The following is a 15026-nucleotide window of genomic DNA, read 5'->3' as shown; positions in this document are numbered from 1 at the left end:
ATGATTATGCAAGTATAGAAATTATTCCTCATAATCATGCAGCTACCGTTATCTAAGTCATTTAAATTCCTATGCAAACGTTTGTGCTTGCCGTGGGATTATCCACAGCGAGAAGCTCCGCACGTCTTGCAGATGAGGCAACCTTCTTGGTAAACCAGTGTTTCGTTACCGCAGTTGGGGCATTTCTTGCCTTTGGCTTCCGTGCCGTCCTGGATGTATTTCTTCAGGGCGCGTTCCACACCGTTCTTCCAGGTGTTGATGTTTTCGCTGTCCAGTTGCAGTGAACCTACCAGCTTGATGACCTGCTCGATAGGCATGCGGTAGCGCAATACACCGGAAATCAGCTTGGCATAGTTCCAATACTCTTTGTTGAACTTCTCGGACAGACCCTCGATGGTGACTTTGTATCCGCGCTTGTTCTCGAACTGGAAGTCGTAACGCTTGTTTCCGTGCTCATCCACATTCTTGATGATGTGGCCTGACACCACATTCTTCGGCAGGATGATGCCTTCATCATCATCCAGCACACCGGTGAATATTTCGTAGGGATGATTGTCCAGCAAGCCGACGAATGCCACCCATTTCTCCTTGTTGTTCTGGAAGCGGACAACGTCTGCATCCAATATTCTGGGACGTGTTTCAACGACCGTAGGCGGTTTGCACGGGGGAAGTTCGGACTTCTTGTCACTCTTGGTAGAGATGAGCACGCCGGAACGCGAACCGTCGCGGTAAACCGTACAGCCCTTGCAGCCGGATTTCCATGCTTCTACATACAGACGGTTCACGAGGTCTTCGTCTACGTCGTTCGGCAGGTTGATGGTTACGCTGATAGAGTGATCCACCCATTTTTGGATACGTCCCTGCATCTTGACTTTCATCAGCCAGTCCACGTCGTTGGAGGTTGCTTTATAATAAGGTGATTTCTCTACCAGGGCATCCACTTCTTCCTGCGTGTAGCGTTTGGCGGGGTTGTATCCTTGTGCTTCCATCCAAGTCACGAACTTGGGGTGGAACACGATATATTCTTCAAAGGCATCTCCGGTTTCGTCGATGAAGTCCACATGGACGTTCGTATCGTTGGGATTCACTTTGCGGCGGCGCTTGTACACGGGCAGGAATACGGGCTCGATACCGGAGGTGGTTTGAGTCATCAGGCTGGTGGTGCCGGTCGGGGCGATGGTCAGACAGGCAATGTTGCGGCGTCCGTACTTCTTCATCTCCTCGTACATTTCCGGGTCAGCTTCACGCAGGCGGTTGATGAACGGGTTGTTCTTTTCGCGTTCTGTATCGTACACCTCGAATGCGCCGCGTTCTTTGGCCATTTCTATGGAGGAGCGATAGGCGTTGAGTGCCACCGTCTTGTGTACTTGCTCCGAGAATTCGGTTGCCTCTTCAGTGCCATAACGCAATCCCAGGGCGGCAAGCATGTCGCCTTCTGCCGTGATGCCTACACCGGTACGGCGGCCTTGGGCGCTTTTCTTGTAAATCTTCTGCCACAAAACGCGTTCTGTATGTTTCACGTCTTCACTTTCGGGGTCGGCATCTATCTTGCTCATGATGCGCTCTATCTTCTCCAGTTCAAGGTCGATGATATCGTCCATGATGCGTTGGGCCAAAGCTACATGCTTCTTGAATAGCTCAAAGTCAAAGTAGGCGTCCGGCTTGAACGGATTGACCACGTATGAGTAAAGGTTGATGGCGAGCAGACGGCAGGAGTCGTACGGGCACAGTGGAATTTCGCCGCATGGATTGGTGGATACGGTACGGTAGCCCAGGTCTGCATAGCAGTCGGGCACGGATTCCTTTAATATGGTATCCCAGAACAACACACCGGGTTCTGCCGATTTCCATGCATTGTGCACAATCTTTTTCCATAATGCGGATGCGTCAATGTCTTTTTGAAATGCCGGCTCTGTGGCGTCAATCGGATATTGCTGTGTATATGGTTTGCCTTCGATGGCGGCCTGCATGAAGTCGTCGGTCAGTTTTACGGAAACGTTGGCTCCGGTCACTTTGCCCTCAGTCATCTTGGCATCGATGAAGGCTTCCGAGTCGGGGTGTTTGATGGATACGCTGAGCATCAGTGCGCCGCGGCGTCCATCTTGAGCTACTTCGCGTGTAGAGTTTGAATAGCGTTCCATGAAGGGAACCAAGCCGGTGGAGGTCAGTGCCGAGTTCTTTACCGGTGAACCTTTCGGACGGATATGGGATAAGTCGTGTCCCACGCCGCCACGGCGTTTCATCAGCTGTACTTGTTCTTCGTCTATCTTGAAGATGGCACCATAAGAATCCGCTTCGCCGTCCACACCGATAACAAAGCAGTTGGACAGAGAGGCTACCTGATAGTTGTTTCCGATTCCGGTCATCGGGCTTCCTTGCGGAACAATGTACTTGAAGTGGTCGAGTAAGCCGAAAAGTTCCTCTGAACTTAATGGATTGGGGTACTTGGCCTCAATGCGGGCTACCTCATTGGCTATTCGCCAATGCATGTCTTCCGGAGACTTTTCGTAAATATTTCCGAAAGAATCTTTGACTGCATATTTGTTTACCCAAACTCTGGCAGCCAACTCGTCGCCTTGGAAGTATTTTAAAGATTCTCCGTAGGCTTCGTCATAAGAATAATTTTTCTTTTCCACAATGTTGTATCTCTTAGGATTAGTTACAAATAAGTAAAGTTGTAGAAGTTGTACTTATCGTTAACAAATGCATTTGCAAAGCTATGAATGTTTTTCAACTTGGCAAAATTAAAATGAATGTTTTTATCAACCGATGTATAGTTTTCTATTGATTGCTATTAATTTATTGGTTTATAATGTTTTAATGATTTGAGTAAACGAATAAGTTTTCCAAAATGGAATTTATTAACAACTTGTTGGGCTGAAAGGTTCTCGGTTTAGTCGAACATAAGGTTACTTTTATCTGCTCGTAAAGATAATAATTGTTCATTTCTTGTTGAAAAGATGTATTTTATTCCGGATATATGATGATAAAAAAAGTGTGAACTCTTGAATGAATTGTTCGTGGATTACATTATCTTTGCAAAAAAAGAAAGAATGGAAAGCTTGAAACAAAGGAGAACAATCCGAAAATACCAGCAGAAGGATATTTCTGCTGATTTGTTAAATGATTTGCTTGAAACCTCTTTCCGGGCTTCTACAGTCGGGAACATGCAGGTTTATAGTGTGATTGTGACGCGTGATGCAGAGCGTAAAGCCAAACTGGCGCCTGCACATTTCAATCAGCCGATGGTTCGGACGGCGCCGGTAGTGCTTACTTTCTGCATAGATTTGCGCCGCTTCAGCAAGTGGTGTGAGCAACGTAAGGCTGAGCCGGGATACAACAACTTTGAGTGGTTTGTGACGGGGGCTGTCGATACCTTGCTGGTGGCACAGACTTTTTGTGTGGCTGCCGAGGAGAAGGGGTTGGGCATTTGCTATCTGGGAACTACCACTTACAACCCTCAGATGATTGTCGAAGCGTTGGAGTTACCGGAATTGGTGTTTCCCATCACGACAGTCACAGTGGGATGGCCTGCCGAACAGCCGGAACAAGTGGACCGTTTGCCGCTGGAGGCCATTGTACACGAAGAGGTTTATCATGATTATACTCCTCAGGACATTGACCGGTTGTATGCCTATAAAGAATCGCTTCTTGAGAACAAGCAGTTCATCTTGGAGAACAATAAGGAAACGCTGGCGCAGGTCTTTACAGATGTGCGTTATACGAAGAAAGACAGTGAGGCAATGTCGGAGAATCTTTGGAAGATAATGAAAAAGCAGGGATTTTGAAAATTAAGGATAAGGGATAAGGGATAAGGGATAAGGGGTTAAGCTAATGCATACTTAGCTGCATTTAATCCCTTATCCTTTATTCTTATCCTTTTTTCAGTGCGGCTTGAATCTCGTCGATTTCCGCACGGAATGATTTGTCCACCTCTTTCAGTTCTTTGATGGTTTTACATGCATGCAATACGGTGGCATGGTCTTTATGTCCAATTAGCGCACCGATTTTTGCAGTAGAGAAGTCTGTATGGTTTTTGGCTAAATACATGGCTATTTGTCGTGCTTGCACCACTTCCCGCTTTCTGGATTTTGTGTGGATGGTGGCAGTTTCCAATCCGAAGTGCTTGCATACGGTGTTGATGATTTCATCGACAGTCACTGCCTTGCTTTCGCTGTTCACTACCTTGCGGACGATACGTTGCGTCAGTTCCAGGTCTATTTCTTTATTGTATATGGTGGAATGCGCCATAATGGAAATGACGATGCCCTCCAGGTCACGTACACTGTCGCCCACGTTCTCTGCAATATAGTCAATCACTTCCTGGGGGAACTGCAGGCCGTCACGGTGTATCTTGTTGCGCAGAATGTTCTTGCGGAGTTCTACGGTAGGTTTCTCCAGCTCAGCCACCATTCCCCATTTAAAACGTGTAATCAGACGCTCTTCCATGCCCTGCAGCAATACCGGTGCACGGTCGGAAGTGAGGATGAGCTGCTTGCCGTTCTGATGCAGATGGTTGAAGATATGGAAGAATGTATTCTGCGTTTTGGTCACGCCGGCAAATTCCTGAATATCATCAATGATTAGAATATCAATGGTCTGGTAGAAGTTGATGAAGTCGTTAGTCGTATTGTTACGTACGGAATCGGTGTATTGCACTTGGAATAGGTGTGCAGATACATACAATACCCTTTTCTCCGGGTATAGTTCCTTGATTTTGGTTCCGATAGCATTGGCAAGATGGGTTTTGCCTACACCTGATGCTCCGTATAGGAACAGCGGATTGAAGATTGTTTTAGCCGGATTGAGAGCGACAGCTTCTGCAACGCTGCGCGACAGCTTGTTGCTGTAACCTTCGATGAAGGTTTCAAAGTTGTATTCTGGATTAAGGTGCGGGTCAAGTTCGGGGACGGGAATCTGCGGAATCCTTTTGTCCATCACTTGTTTTTGCGGTATGATGGTACGCTGTGTAGACTCCAGGTCGACGGTTTTCCGCGAGCTCTTGTCCACCATTACGTTATACATCAATTTAGTTCCCTCACCAATGACCTTATAGAGAATCTTGCGCAACAAATCAACAAATTTGTCCTCCAAAAACTCATAGAAGAACTGGCTGGGCACTTGTACGACCAGCGTTTTGTCTTCATATTTTAAAGGTATGATGGGAAGAAACCATGTTTTGTATGTCTGCTCCGGAACATTGTCTCTGATGATTTCAAGACAGCGGTTCCACAGCCCGACATGATCTATTTCACTCATAACGGCTATAAATACATTTATTAATTAAGCATAACTTCTACGATTGCAAAATTGGCAATCTTATTCGAGAAAAACAAATCCTTTTTTTCTTGCGTTTTTAGGGAAAGTAATAAGCTCTTTACTTTCAGCTACTTATCGGTTACTATGAGTATACTCCTTATATAAGGTGTGTTGCATTTATCTAATACTTTGTCATATAGTGGTTTATGTAGCTTTGCGTCTCTTGTTTTCTTTCTGTGCCCAGAGCAGGAAAAAGCCCTTTTTCGCTCCTTGTATAGAGCAAATGAGGGCTTTCCTTTTAATTCCTTTATAGACTTGTTATTTAGACAAAATCTATATAACGTCCATCTTTTACTTATCTTTCTTGCCGAATAGGGAGAAATGGACGTATCGTTTCGGATGCGATTTCAAGTCTTCCAATAAACTTGCTGCGTTGGCAGTGGTGGCGTTCAGATTATTATATAGAGAAGGGTCGTTTAGCAAAAGTCCGACGGTATTGTCTTTCTGGTTCAATTTGTCTGTAATCATTTTTACATTGTTCAAAGTTGCGTCTACCTTTTGCATGGCGGCAGCATAATCTATCTCCTTTAAGTTGTTGGAAATGAGTGCAAAGTTGTCTCCAATGGTATTGAGCTTGCCGGTCAGTTGTGGAATATCATCCTTCATTAGAGTTTGCAACTGGCGGCTTGTGACGGCCATACTTGCTGTTAAATCTTGTACGTTATGCAAGGTTGCAGGGATGGCGGGGTCGGCTAGTATGACATTTAAGGATGCGAGGATGGAATCCAGCTTGGGCAGCATCTTCTCTACTTGCGGCATCATGGTGGCAACTTTTTCCATCATTCCGTTGTTCAGCACGCCGGGGATTGTGTCTCCAATCTGGTATTTCTCCCGTGGGTTATTGGCAAGCAGCAGGTTCATCTTTACGCCGCCAAGCATTTCGGCTGCCAGTTCTGCCGTACTTCCTTTGGGAATGCGCAGCTCTGGGTCAACATCTATTTCGGCAACGACTTTGCCCGGTTGGGTATAGTCGTAGTACAAGTCGCGGACAATACCCACGCGGAAGCCGTCGGCAAAGACCGGGCTGGATTTTGTCAGCCCATTGACATTCTGGAATTTCACGTAGAAATAGCTGGAGGGCTTGAACATATTTATCCCTTTCAGGTAGTTGATGCCGTATACCAATATGCAAAGTGCAGCTATGCCTGCTATTCCTATTCTAACTTCTTTTGTAATATACTTCATGATGTATCTTTTGTTATTTATTTCTGTTCTTTTTAAATTCGCTGATGGCTGTGTTGACGTTTATCTTTTCTCCATTCTTGAACGCAATGATGAATGCGTCCTTGAATTTGTCCGTAATGCTACGTTTGCTGCGCAGCACCTTGTTGTAATCGGGTGATGCGCCGTACGTATATTTGTAGATTCCGCCTTCTTTATAATAATCCACGTCTTTCAGTCCTTTCAGTCTTTTGTCATTCTTGGCCAGAGGACGTGAAGAAGTGAGTATCTGTATCTTAAACACGATGCCGCTCTGTTCTGTTTGGGAAACGGCTGCATTTTCTGACCTTTGCGGGCGTTGGGCAGCTTGGTTACTCTCCGCTTGAGGTGCATTTTTCTTTTCCGGTGTCGCTGTAGCTGCGTTGCCTTCTTCTTGAACGGGCTCGGGTACATCCTCCGGAAGAATGGTATTGCTGCTTCCGTTCAACCGGATTTCCTGCTCGCGCTTATAGGTGAGGAAAGCGCGGAAGATACCGTTGGCAAGTGAGGTGGTTCCTGCTTCAGTGTTCAGGTACCGTTCCTCTTCCGGTGTGGAGATGAATCCGAGTTCCACCAGTATGCTTGGCATGGCACTGGCCTTCAATACCAGAAAACCTGCCTGGTGCACGCCCCGATCTGTACGTTTGCAGGTTTGGCGGAAATGCTTTTGTACGAGGGAGGCGAGGTGCACACTCTGTGACATGTATTTGTCTTGCATGAATTCGAAGATGATGTAGGACTCTGCCGAGTTGGGATTGAAGCCGGCATACCGCGTCTTGTAGTCGCTTTCGTAGAGGATAACGGCATTTTCGCGCTTGGCTACTTCCAGATTGGCATCCGATTTTGCCAGACCCAGTGTCCAGGTGGAGGCTCCTTTGGCCGTCCGGTTTTTGGCCAGGGCATTGGTATGTATGGAGATGAACAAATCAGCTTTGGCGTTATTGGCAATTTCAGCGCGCCGGTCCAAGGGGATGAATATGTCCCGGTCCCGCGTATAGATAACTTTTACATCAGGGCAGTTCTTCTTGATTTGTTTGCCAAGTTTGAGTGCTACATTCAGGTTGATATTCTTCTCTTTGGAAATTTTTCCCACTGCACCCGGGTCGTGTCCACCGTGTCCGGGGTCTATAACGACAACAAAGTCTTTCGCTTCAGCGCTGCCACTGCAAAAGGGGGAGATAAGCAGCCCTAAGCATATACTTATATATAATATGTATCGTCTGTATAGTTTCATATAATTGTAGCAAAGACAATGCTTCCTTTTCGCTTGGCAAATGTAGTGGAAATTTATAGAAAACTAATGGATTATGTTCAGTTTTATTGTTCTTCTTCTCATTTTTAGTGTAATTAATGTCTGTGTTTGAGTAATTAGTGGCTCAATGTATTGATAATATGCGTAACTTTGCGGCAGATAATTAAAATAGCAAATCAAGTATGCTGGTTCGTTTTATAAAGAACTGGACGTTGCCTTTGGCAATGCTTGCCGGTACTTTGGGATATTTCTTTTTTGCAGACATTCCTTTTGTGGCGCCTGCCAAACCTTATGTGAATGGGTTAGTGGCTTTCCTGACTCCGCTTTTGATTTTTTCCCAACTTCTGCTCACTTTCTGCAAGGTGGAGGTGCATGAACTGAAACCCAAATCGTGGCATGGATGGTTACTGCTGTTCCAGACGGTTTCTTGCTTGATTGTTGCGGTATTGTTGGTGTGTTGTCCTATGGAGGAGGTCTACCGGGAAGTGTTTGAAGGTGCGATGGTCTGCCTCATTTGTCCCACTGCGACTGCTGCGGCTGTCATTACCGGTAAACTGGGTGGAAGCGCATCCAGCCTGACGACCTATACGTTGTTGTCCAATCTTCTGGCGGCTGTGGCTGTTCCTTTGGTTTTCCCGTTGGTGGAGCCTCATGCTGACATTACTTTTTTTGTTGCATTCCTGAAAATTCTGAGTAAAGTCTTTCCATTGCTGCTTTGTCCTTTCTTGCTGGCATGGTTTCTGCGTGCGTTTGTGCCGAAGGTGCATCATTTTCTGTTGGGTTTCCATGATGCAGCCTTCTATTTGTGGGCGGTAGCTCTTGCCATTGTCTCAGGGCAGACGGTACGTTCATTGGTCAATAGTGATGCACCGGTATTTGTTGAACTGCTGATAGCCCTGGCGGGACTGATAACCTGCTGTATACAATTCTATTTGGGAAAGAGAATCGGCGGTCATTATGGTGAGCGCATTAGCGGAGGGCAGGCGCTGGGGCAAAAGAATACGGTGCTTGCCATCTGGATGGCATATACTTATCTTAATCCGTTATCTTCCGTCGGTCCGGGATCGTATGTGCTGTGGCAGAATATAATCAATAGTTATCAGCTGTGGAAGAAAAGGAAAAATGAGACGGAATAACTGCTGAGTATTTTACATCTTATTTGCTTTATGGACATAGAGGGCGGTTGCAACAATTATCAGTACAAATGCCATAATGAGGAATATTATCCGGATAAGACGATGTTTTGAAAATAGGTTGGCCATGCAGGCAGAAGCCACGCTGAAACGGGCTATTATAGAATCAATTGTGGCGTTTTCGAAAAAGACTGATGCAATACTCCATAGTGCAATAATGGTTAATATAGCATTGGCTGATAAACAAAGAATTTTATCAAGTGGCATTCTAAATACTTTTCTTGTTCTCATATATAGGACTCTATGTTTAACTCCTTTCATTCCTGCCTTTCGCTGAATCAGCCAAAGGATAGGGCAAAAATAAAAGAGAACTTCCTGACAGAATCAATATTGTCTTGGAATATTGTTAAATGATTGAATTTCTAAACCTATGTTTATTCTTTGCTGTCAAAACTCTGTTTGTGTCTGATGCGGCTCATGTGAATAGGGGTTATTTTCAAGTAAGACGCAATTTCTTTTAGGGGTACCATTTGTAGGATTTCTGGACATTTTTTAAGAAGTTGGAGATAGCGTTCTTCCGATGTAAATCTGAACAAATCCAAGTAACGTGAATACGACTGAAAAAATAATTGTTCGGCTGCAATGCGGGCTATTCGTTGATTTTCTTTGTTCTCTTCAAATTCTTGTAGAAGTAATTCGGAAGAACAGATGTAGATTCTACATGGGGTTATTGCTTGTATATTCAATTCAGATTTTATGTCGTATAAACAATTGGGATAATCAGAGATAAATTCATTGGCAAAAGAAAAACCTACATTATATGTTTTGTTTTCAGTTTGGTTGATGCAGGTATATTTGATTACACCGGATACAATAAACCCGAAGAAAGAACCGACTTCTCCCTCTCGGAGGATAAACTCATTTCTTTTATAATACCGTAGTTCTCCGTTTCTTAAACACAGTTCCCTAAAAAAGTCAGTGTCTATATTGCCCATGTATGAATTAAAATCTGTCATTTACAACACATGTTTTTCGAAAGGTACAAAATTATTGTTTTATTCCTGATTTTCTGTCATTGTTGGTAAGCTGGTCGTGGACTCTCTCATTATAATACTTTAAAAATTTAACTTCACCTACGTTTTTTAAAAGCTTTTGGTTTTCAATGAAGTTTTGTCCGTATTTTAGCCAACGTTTGGTAAATCTTTTGAATTTAGTACATGGGAAATCAGAACATTGGAAACAATGTGTTATTCTTTTTTCCAAGCAACATAAATGGAATGTTTTACATTTTTCACAGCGAGAACCATTCTGTTCTGCTCCTTTGCAGGGACTTTTTTCTCTTGTGTATATGGGACAACCACCACAAAAGACACCACAAGCAGGAATACGTCCGTTATACGATTTCATTCAGCCAGCCTTTTCGCCATCCAAAAATTGGTGAGATAAAGTTGGTTGGCTTTGCGTTTCTGTTCCACTTCTACTATATAGCCTCTTTTCTCAAAGAATGGACGGGCTGTCAGGCTTACTTCTGATGTAATTCGCATGATTCCTCTTGCGGTTGCATACCGTTCTATCTCATTTAGAAGTATGGTAGCAATGCCTTTACCTTGAAAATCTTTATGAACAAACATAGAATGCAAATATCCTTGGTGGGTAATGGATGAAAAGCCGACAATCTGTGACTGTTGATTGGTTGCCACAATAAAATAATGTGTCTTAATCATGTCTTTTATGTGGGAGAGGTCGTTTCCGCACGATGCCCAATCTGCCACTTCTGCTTCTGAATAGTCACGTTTGTTTATATGGAGGACTGTCTCTTGAAACAAACTCATAAGTTCAAGGGCATCAGGCTGTTGGGCAATTCTAATTGTAAAATCTGTATTCATGTTTTTAAGTGCTAAAATGTATGCTTTTAGATGTTCCATGTTCTAACAGAAAGTCTTTCAATGTATTTATTGTGTTTGCAAAGATAATCTTTTCATTTCTAATTTATTGGTTTAGGAAAATCAAGTTGTTGATTCTCTGCTTCGAATATAAAAAGTATGCGAATTTTTATGAAGCATGGGAATCTGCTTTCAATCGCCAGCCAATGGCTGATGAATTTAACCGGGTAGATTTCTTACCAATTGGTTTCAGACCTGCTTATAAGAACAATTTATAACAAAGTACTCCCAATAAAAGCAAGACTAAAGCACATGCTGCAAGAATCGTCTTTGCCCTGAATAGATGTTCTTTATCTGACAATTCCTTTTCAGTAGTATTTCTTCGGATTTTTTCTATTTCCTCAATGGTTACATCGGCTCTCTCAGGACCTTTCCTTTTTACAAGGTATTTGTAGTGCTCCCGCATCCGTCCTCTGCTCAACTTGCGGAGAGCACGGTTCTCTTTATCCCTTTGTAGCATGTCATTGATGCAGCCTAATGTTCCCATAAGCAGATTTTTATCATGTGTAAGCAAAATGGTTTGCTTGCACGTGTACTAAGATACGGCATTTATGTCGCTTTCGCAAGCGATTTTGTGTTTTTTGATATAAACTGATGTGACGATACGATTTTGATAGTTATGTTAACTCATTGTCTGCCAGAGAGTAATTTTGCCAACCCATTGTCATGCTTTTGGCAAACTTTTGCCATGCCTATGGCAAAGTCTTGCCAATAGGGTGGCAAAATCTTGCCAACTTGTCGGCAAGAAAGACACACACTGTTCCCTATACCTTTATTATAGTGTGATAGTGTGAGAAGTGTTTTTCCTTTTTAAAACTTTTGTGTAGAATGATGATGGGCTTCTTTTATTCTGTTTTGCCGGACGGCATCAGCAGTTCTTCTTCATTGTAGCGCGGTCGGTCCTTCACCTCAATGTATATTTTGCCGATGTATTCGCCTACAATCCCCAGCGACACAAGTATCACACCTCCTACCAGCCAGACAGAAATCATCAGTGATGACCATCCGGGGACGGCGTTATGCTGTGTGTAAGAGTGAAGTGTCCATCCGGTGACACACAGTGCCACAAGAATAAAGATGCAGCCTATCCAAAAAATCATACGGACCGGTTTGACGGAAAAGGAAGTGATACCGTCGATGGCAAAATTAAGCATCTTCCGGAAAGGATACTTTGATTCTCCGGCAAAACGCTTGTCACGATTGTAGTACACGCTGTCCGTCTGGTAGCCGATGAGGGGAACCAGTCCCCGAAGAAAAAGGTTGCGCTCGCGGAAGCGGCATAGGTGTTGTACAGCCCGCTGGCTCATCAGGCGGTAGTCGGCATGATTGTAGACGGATTTTACCCCCATTGCCTTCATCAGCCGATAAAAGACCAAAGCGGTGTTGCGTTTGAAGAAAGTGTCGGTCTTCCGTTCTTTACGTACGCCATAAACGATGTCATTGCCCGCTTTATAGCTGTTTATCATGTCCGGAATCACCTGGATGTCATCTTGCAAGTCTGCATCAATGGAAATGGCTATCTCGCAACGGTCTTTTACTGCATTGAGTCCTGCCAGCAGGGCATTCTGGTGTCCTACGTTTCCTGCCAGGTTCAGTCCGCAGGCATAGGCCGTATTTTGGTGCAGTTCTTTGATGATAGCCCATGTCTGGTCGGTGCTTCCGTCGTTTACATATAATATATAGCTTTCCGGGGAAATTTGCCGGGCTTGTATCAGCCGGTCGAATAATTGGCTCAATCGTTTATGGGTTTCATGCAGCACTGCCTCTTCTTTGTAGCAAGGTACGACAACGGCGAGTATGGGAGAGTTTTCCATCATAGAACAAATCTTTTTGCAATATTCGTAAGAAATCGGGAGAAAAACAAATTATCACTCTTTTCTTTTGAAAACGAAACGTACGAGTAAGAAGTTGACCGGAATGGCGATGGCGAAAACCGGAATGGGGGCCAGAGGTTTGGGGATGCCCATCCAGAGAGAGAGGTTCAGCAACCCCATGTGTAGCAGATAGCTGCATAAGTGTGCTCCTCCAAATCCGAAGGCTTTTCTCCATGAGGGCTTTCGGCCGAAGGTAAAGTAAGCAGTCAGATAGAAATTGGCGATGAAGCTGAGAGCATATCCCAGTGTATAGGCTATGTTTACATTGATAACCCGTTGTAATACAAAATACAATCCGTAGTGCAGAGCTGTCGCAAAGATGCCCACCATTACGAAGCGTACAAATTCCGGTAGTTGTTTCAGCCGCTTCATCTTAACATTAAATATCTACTCTCTGTTGCCATTATCATTGGGGCGGCAAAGTTAGGCATTGTTTCAGAATTATTTGTAATTTTGCTTTGCGAAATTAAGCTGCATCTCAGCAAATTGCAAATAAATTTGCATCTGCTTTCGGTTTGCGCTATCTTTGCGTCCAGAAAACATAAAAAACAAATAAGGTATGTCGGACAGAAAGAAGGCGTTCTGGTTTATTGCGCTGCTGAGTGTGCTTGTGGTTGTTCCCTTTCTGGGAGAAACCATTTTTTATTCCAAGGGGGAACCGCGGGAGGCGATTGTTGCCCTTTCTATGCTGGAAAGTGGAAACTGGATACTTCCGGTGAACTATGGTACTGATATTGCTTATAAACCCCCTTTCTTCTACTGGTCAATAGCCGCCGTCTCTTCCCTTTTTGGAGAGGTGACGGAGTTTTCTGCCCGTTTCCCGTCTGCATTGGCTTTTTTAGCCATGCAGTTAATGTTCTTTGCCTTTGTGGCAAAACGTAAAAACGTTCAAACGGCGTTTCTGGCCTCTATTCTTCTTTTGTCTTCTTTCGAGGTGCATCGGGCGGCTGTCGCTTGTCGGGTCGATATGGTTCAGGTTGCCTTTATCGTTATTTCCCTTTGTCTGCTGTTCCGCTGGGATGAGAAGGGATGCCGCGGAGTGCCCTGGCTTGCGGTGTTGCTGATGGGATGTGCCACGTTGACCAAAGGGCCGGTAGGCTCCATATTCCCTTGCGCGTGTATCGGTGTGTATCAGTTGTTGCGCGGACGTTCTTTCTGGAAAGCGTTTTTCTCGTTGGTAGGTATCGGCTTGCTTTCTTTTGTTCCTTATTTAGCTTGGGTATACATAGCTTACAGACAAGGTGGACAACCGTTCCTCGATTTGGTTCTGGAGGAGAATACCGGGCGGTTTATGGGCAAAATGTCCTACGAGTCCCATGAAAATCCTATATGGTATAATTTCCTGACTTTGATTTGGGGATGGATTCCCTGGACGTTGGTTCTGGTAATTTCCTTGTTTGGCTTGAAGTGGAAAAACATGCGTTGTCTGCCGGAAGGGGAGACCCTGCTGTTGCGGTTGAAGAAGGGCTGGACTGCTTTCCGCAACCAGTCTCCGGTACAATTGTTCACGTGGCTGGTCATTCTGATAATCTTTGTCTTCTACTGCATCCCCAAGAGTAAGCGGAGCGTTTATCTGCTTCCCATCTATCCGTTTATGGCAGTGCTGATAGCTGAGTATCTGTTGGCTTTGGTACAAAAGGGGGCACGAGTTTTCAGGATTTGTGCAATCATCTTTGCTTCTTTGGGCTTGTTGCTTACGCTTGTTTTTGTCGTAGTTCGTCTCGGCCTGGTTCCCGACAGCGTTTTTGGAAGCGGACGCCATGCCGCTGAGAATGTAGCCTTTATGCATGCGTTGGAGGATGTGGCTTTGTCTGTTCCCAAGTGGCTCCTGGTAGCGCTTCCCGTAGTAGCCGCTGTCTGCACATTATGTATGGTGGTAAAGCGTGCGGATAGCCGGTCATTATTATATGGTATAGCAGGATGTATGCTTTGTCTTTTCGTATCATTGGATTCGGTTTATCAGCCCACGGTGCTGGCTGTGAAATCAGATAAACATTTGGCTGAAAGGGTCAATACGTATGTTCCGGAAGGTGTGGTCTATTCTTACTCGAAAATGAGTTTCTATGGTGTTAACTTCTATCTGAAAGACCGCATGCGGCACATTGAAAAGGAACGTCCGTCCAGCGGGGAGGGCTATTTGTTGGTTCCCGTAAAGGAGGAGGAGAATATGTTGGGAGAGCTGGAACAGACGTATCATCTGGAAAAGATATTCCGTACAGACAGACGCAGTTGTGATATGCGTAATGAAATCTGCATGTATAAATTTAGGGCGATTGACATTCATAACCCATAATTTATAACTCAT

The 15026-nt window shown here is 44.5% G+C and carries 14 protein-coding genes; 3 read left to right on the top strand and 11 right to left on the bottom strand.

The annotated features are described in order from the left end of the window. Nucleotides 1-98 precede the first annotated feature (98 nt). Complete coding sequence (locus tag CSD97_RS06655; RefSeq protein ID WP_005827290.1) at nucleotides 99-2636, bottom strand: adenosylcobalamin-dependent ribonucleoside-diphosphate reductase; 2538 nt, start codon at nucleotides 2634-2636, stop codon at nucleotides 99-101. Between the two features lie 417 nt (nucleotides 2637-3053). On the opposite strand from CSD97_RS06655, the gene CSD97_RS06650 reads away from it, so the two are divergent. Beyond that, nucleotides 3054-3788 carry an NADPH-dependent oxidoreductase gene (locus tag CSD97_RS06650; protein WP_051008995.1) on the top strand — a complete coding sequence of 245 codons (735 nt, stop codon included), beginning with the start codon at nucleotides 3054-3056 and terminating at the stop codon, nucleotides 3786-3788. Between the two features lie 85 nt (nucleotides 3789-3873). On the opposite strand, the gene dnaA is transcribed toward CSD97_RS06650, so the two are convergent. The 3 genes from dnaA to CSD97_RS06635 all read right to left on the bottom strand — a co-directional run bounded on the left by dnaA (nucleotide 3874) and on the right by CSD97_RS06635 (nucleotide 7753). Continuing rightward, the gene (gene dnaA, locus CSD97_RS06645; protein ID WP_098032136.1) at nucleotides 3874-5259 is read right to left on the bottom strand and encodes a chromosomal replication initiator protein DnaA; all 1386 of its coding nucleotides are present in this window, start codon (nucleotides 5257-5259) and stop codon (nucleotides 3874-3876) included. A gap of 351 nt (nucleotides 5260-5610) precedes the next feature. Then, nucleotides 5611-6504: an MlaD family protein gene (locus tag CSD97_RS06640; protein ID WP_005827282.1), complete on the bottom strand. Its 894-nt coding sequence runs from the start codon at nucleotides 6502-6504 to the stop codon at nucleotides 5611-5613. Nucleotides 6505-6517: 13 nt separating this feature from the next. Beyond that, on the bottom strand, nucleotides 6518-7753 hold the full coding sequence (locus CSD97_RS06635; RefSeq protein WP_005827280.1) for an N-acetylmuramoyl-L-alanine amidase: 1236 nt from the start codon (nucleotides 7751-7753) through the stop codon (nucleotides 6518-6520). A 200-nt stretch (nucleotides 7754-7953) separates the two neighbouring features. Here CSD97_RS06635 and CSD97_RS06630 point away from each other — a divergent pair, with 200 nt between their 5' ends. Beyond that, nucleotides 7954-8907 (top strand): transporter, encoded by a 954-nt coding sequence (locus tag CSD97_RS06630; protein ID WP_035449132.1) that lies wholly within the window; start codon nucleotides 7954-7956, stop codon nucleotides 8905-8907. Between the two features lie 12 nt (nucleotides 8908-8919). On the opposite strand, the gene CSD97_RS06625 is transcribed toward CSD97_RS06630, so the two are convergent. From CSD97_RS06625 to CSD97_RS06585, 7 genes are all read right to left on the bottom strand, one after another. Then, nucleotides 8920-9195, bottom strand: coding sequence for a hypothetical protein (locus tag CSD97_RS06625; protein WP_005833197.1), 276 nt, complete (start codon nucleotides 9193-9195; stop codon nucleotides 8920-8922). A gap of 143 nt (nucleotides 9196-9338) precedes the next feature. Continuing rightward, nucleotides 9339-9920, bottom strand: coding sequence for a Crp/Fnr family transcriptional regulator (locus tag CSD97_RS06620; protein WP_005827269.1), 582 nt, complete (start codon nucleotides 9918-9920; stop codon nucleotides 9339-9341). Nucleotides 9921-9951: 31 nt separating this feature from the next. Beyond that, on the bottom strand, nucleotides 9952-10311 hold the full coding sequence (locus CSD97_RS06615) for a DUF3795 domain-containing protein (protein ID WP_057097562.1): 360 nt from the start codon (nucleotides 10309-10311) through the stop codon (nucleotides 9952-9954). Then, a complete protein-coding gene (locus CSD97_RS06610) occupies nucleotides 10308-10790 on the bottom strand; it encodes a GNAT family N-acetyltransferase (protein WP_061411343.1) in 483 nt (160 codons plus the stop codon). The genes CSD97_RS06615 and CSD97_RS06610 overlap by 4 nt, the downstream gene beginning before the upstream one ends. Nucleotides 10791-11046: 256 nt before the next feature. Then, nucleotides 11047-11334, bottom strand: a complete 288-nt coding sequence (locus tag CSD97_RS06600) for a hypothetical protein (RefSeq protein WP_098032135.1) — start codon at nucleotides 11332-11334, stop codon at nucleotides 11047-11049. 358 nt (nucleotides 11335-11692) lie between these two features. Then, on the bottom strand, nucleotides 11693-12664 hold the full coding sequence (locus CSD97_RS06590) for a glycosyltransferase family 2 protein (protein ID WP_098032134.1): 972 nt from the start codon (nucleotides 12662-12664) through the stop codon (nucleotides 11693-11695). A 51-nt stretch (nucleotides 12665-12715) separates the two neighbouring features. Then, nucleotides 12716-13093 carry a GtrA family protein gene (locus CSD97_RS06585; RefSeq protein WP_005833184.1) on the bottom strand — a complete coding sequence of 126 codons (378 nt, stop codon included), beginning with the start codon at nucleotides 13091-13093 and terminating at the stop codon, nucleotides 12716-12718. A 187-nt stretch (nucleotides 13094-13280) separates the two neighbouring features. Here CSD97_RS06585 and CSD97_RS06580 point away from each other — a divergent pair, with 187 nt between their 5' ends. Continuing rightward, nucleotides 13281-15014 (top strand): glycosyltransferase family 39 protein, encoded by a 1734-nt coding sequence (locus CSD97_RS06580; protein WP_098032133.1) that lies wholly within the window; start codon nucleotides 13281-13283, stop codon nucleotides 15012-15014. Nucleotides 15015-15026 lie beyond the last annotated feature (12 nt).

The organism is Bacteroides sp. AR29 (assembly GCF_900217715.1).
GTDB lineage: Bacteria > Bacteroidota > Bacteroidia > Bacteroidales > Bacteroidaceae > Bacteroides > Bacteroides uniformis.
This window is presented reverse-complemented; position numbering and strand designations above follow the sequence as displayed.

Coding starts and splice junctions, on each gene's coding strand:
- CSD97_RS06650 (WP_051008995.1), top strand. CDS start 3,054: ATGGAAAGCTTGAAACAAAGGAGAACAATCCGAAAATACCAGCAGAAG.
- dnaA (WP_098032136.1), bottom strand. CDS start 5,259: ATGAGTGAAATAGATCATGTCGGGCTGTGGAACCGCTGTCTTGAAATC.
- CSD97_RS06640 (WP_005827282.1), bottom strand. CDS start 6,504: ATGAAGTATATTACAAAAGAAGTTAGAATAGGAATAGCAGGCATAGCT.
- CSD97_RS06635 (WP_005827280.1), bottom strand. CDS start 7,753: ATGAAACTATACAGACGATACATATTATATATAAGTATATGCTTAGGG.
- CSD97_RS06630 (WP_035449132.1), top strand. CDS start 7,954: ATGCTGGTTCGTTTTATAAAGAACTGGACGTTGCCTTTGGCAATGCTT.
- CSD97_RS06625 (WP_005833197.1), bottom strand. CDS start 9,195: ATGAGAACAAGAAAAGTATTTAGAATGCCACTTGATAAAATTCTTTGT.
- CSD97_RS06620 (WP_005827269.1), bottom strand. CDS start 9,920: ATGACAGATTTTAATTCATACATGGGCAATATAGACACTGACTTTTTT.
- CSD97_RS06615 (WP_057097562.1), bottom strand. CDS start 10,311: ATGAAATCGTATAACGGACGTATTCCTGCTTGTGGTGTCTTTTGTGGT.
- CSD97_RS06610 (WP_061411343.1), bottom strand. CDS start 10,790: ATGAATACAGATTTTACAATTAGAATTGCCCAACAGCCTGATGCCCTT.
- CSD97_RS06600 (WP_098032135.1), bottom strand. CDS start 11,334: ATGGGAACATTAGGCTGCATCAATGACATGCTACAAAGGGATAAAGAG.
- CSD97_RS06590 (WP_098032134.1), bottom strand. CDS start 12,664: ATGATGGAAAACTCTCCCATACTCGCCGTTGTCGTACCTTGCTACAAA.
- CSD97_RS06585 (WP_005833184.1), bottom strand. CDS start 13,093: ATGAAGCGGCTGAAACAACTACCGGAATTTGTACGCTTCGTAATGGTG.
- CSD97_RS06580 (WP_098032133.1), top strand. CDS start 13,281: ATGTCGGACAGAAAGAAGGCGTTCTGGTTTATTGCGCTGCTGAGTGTG.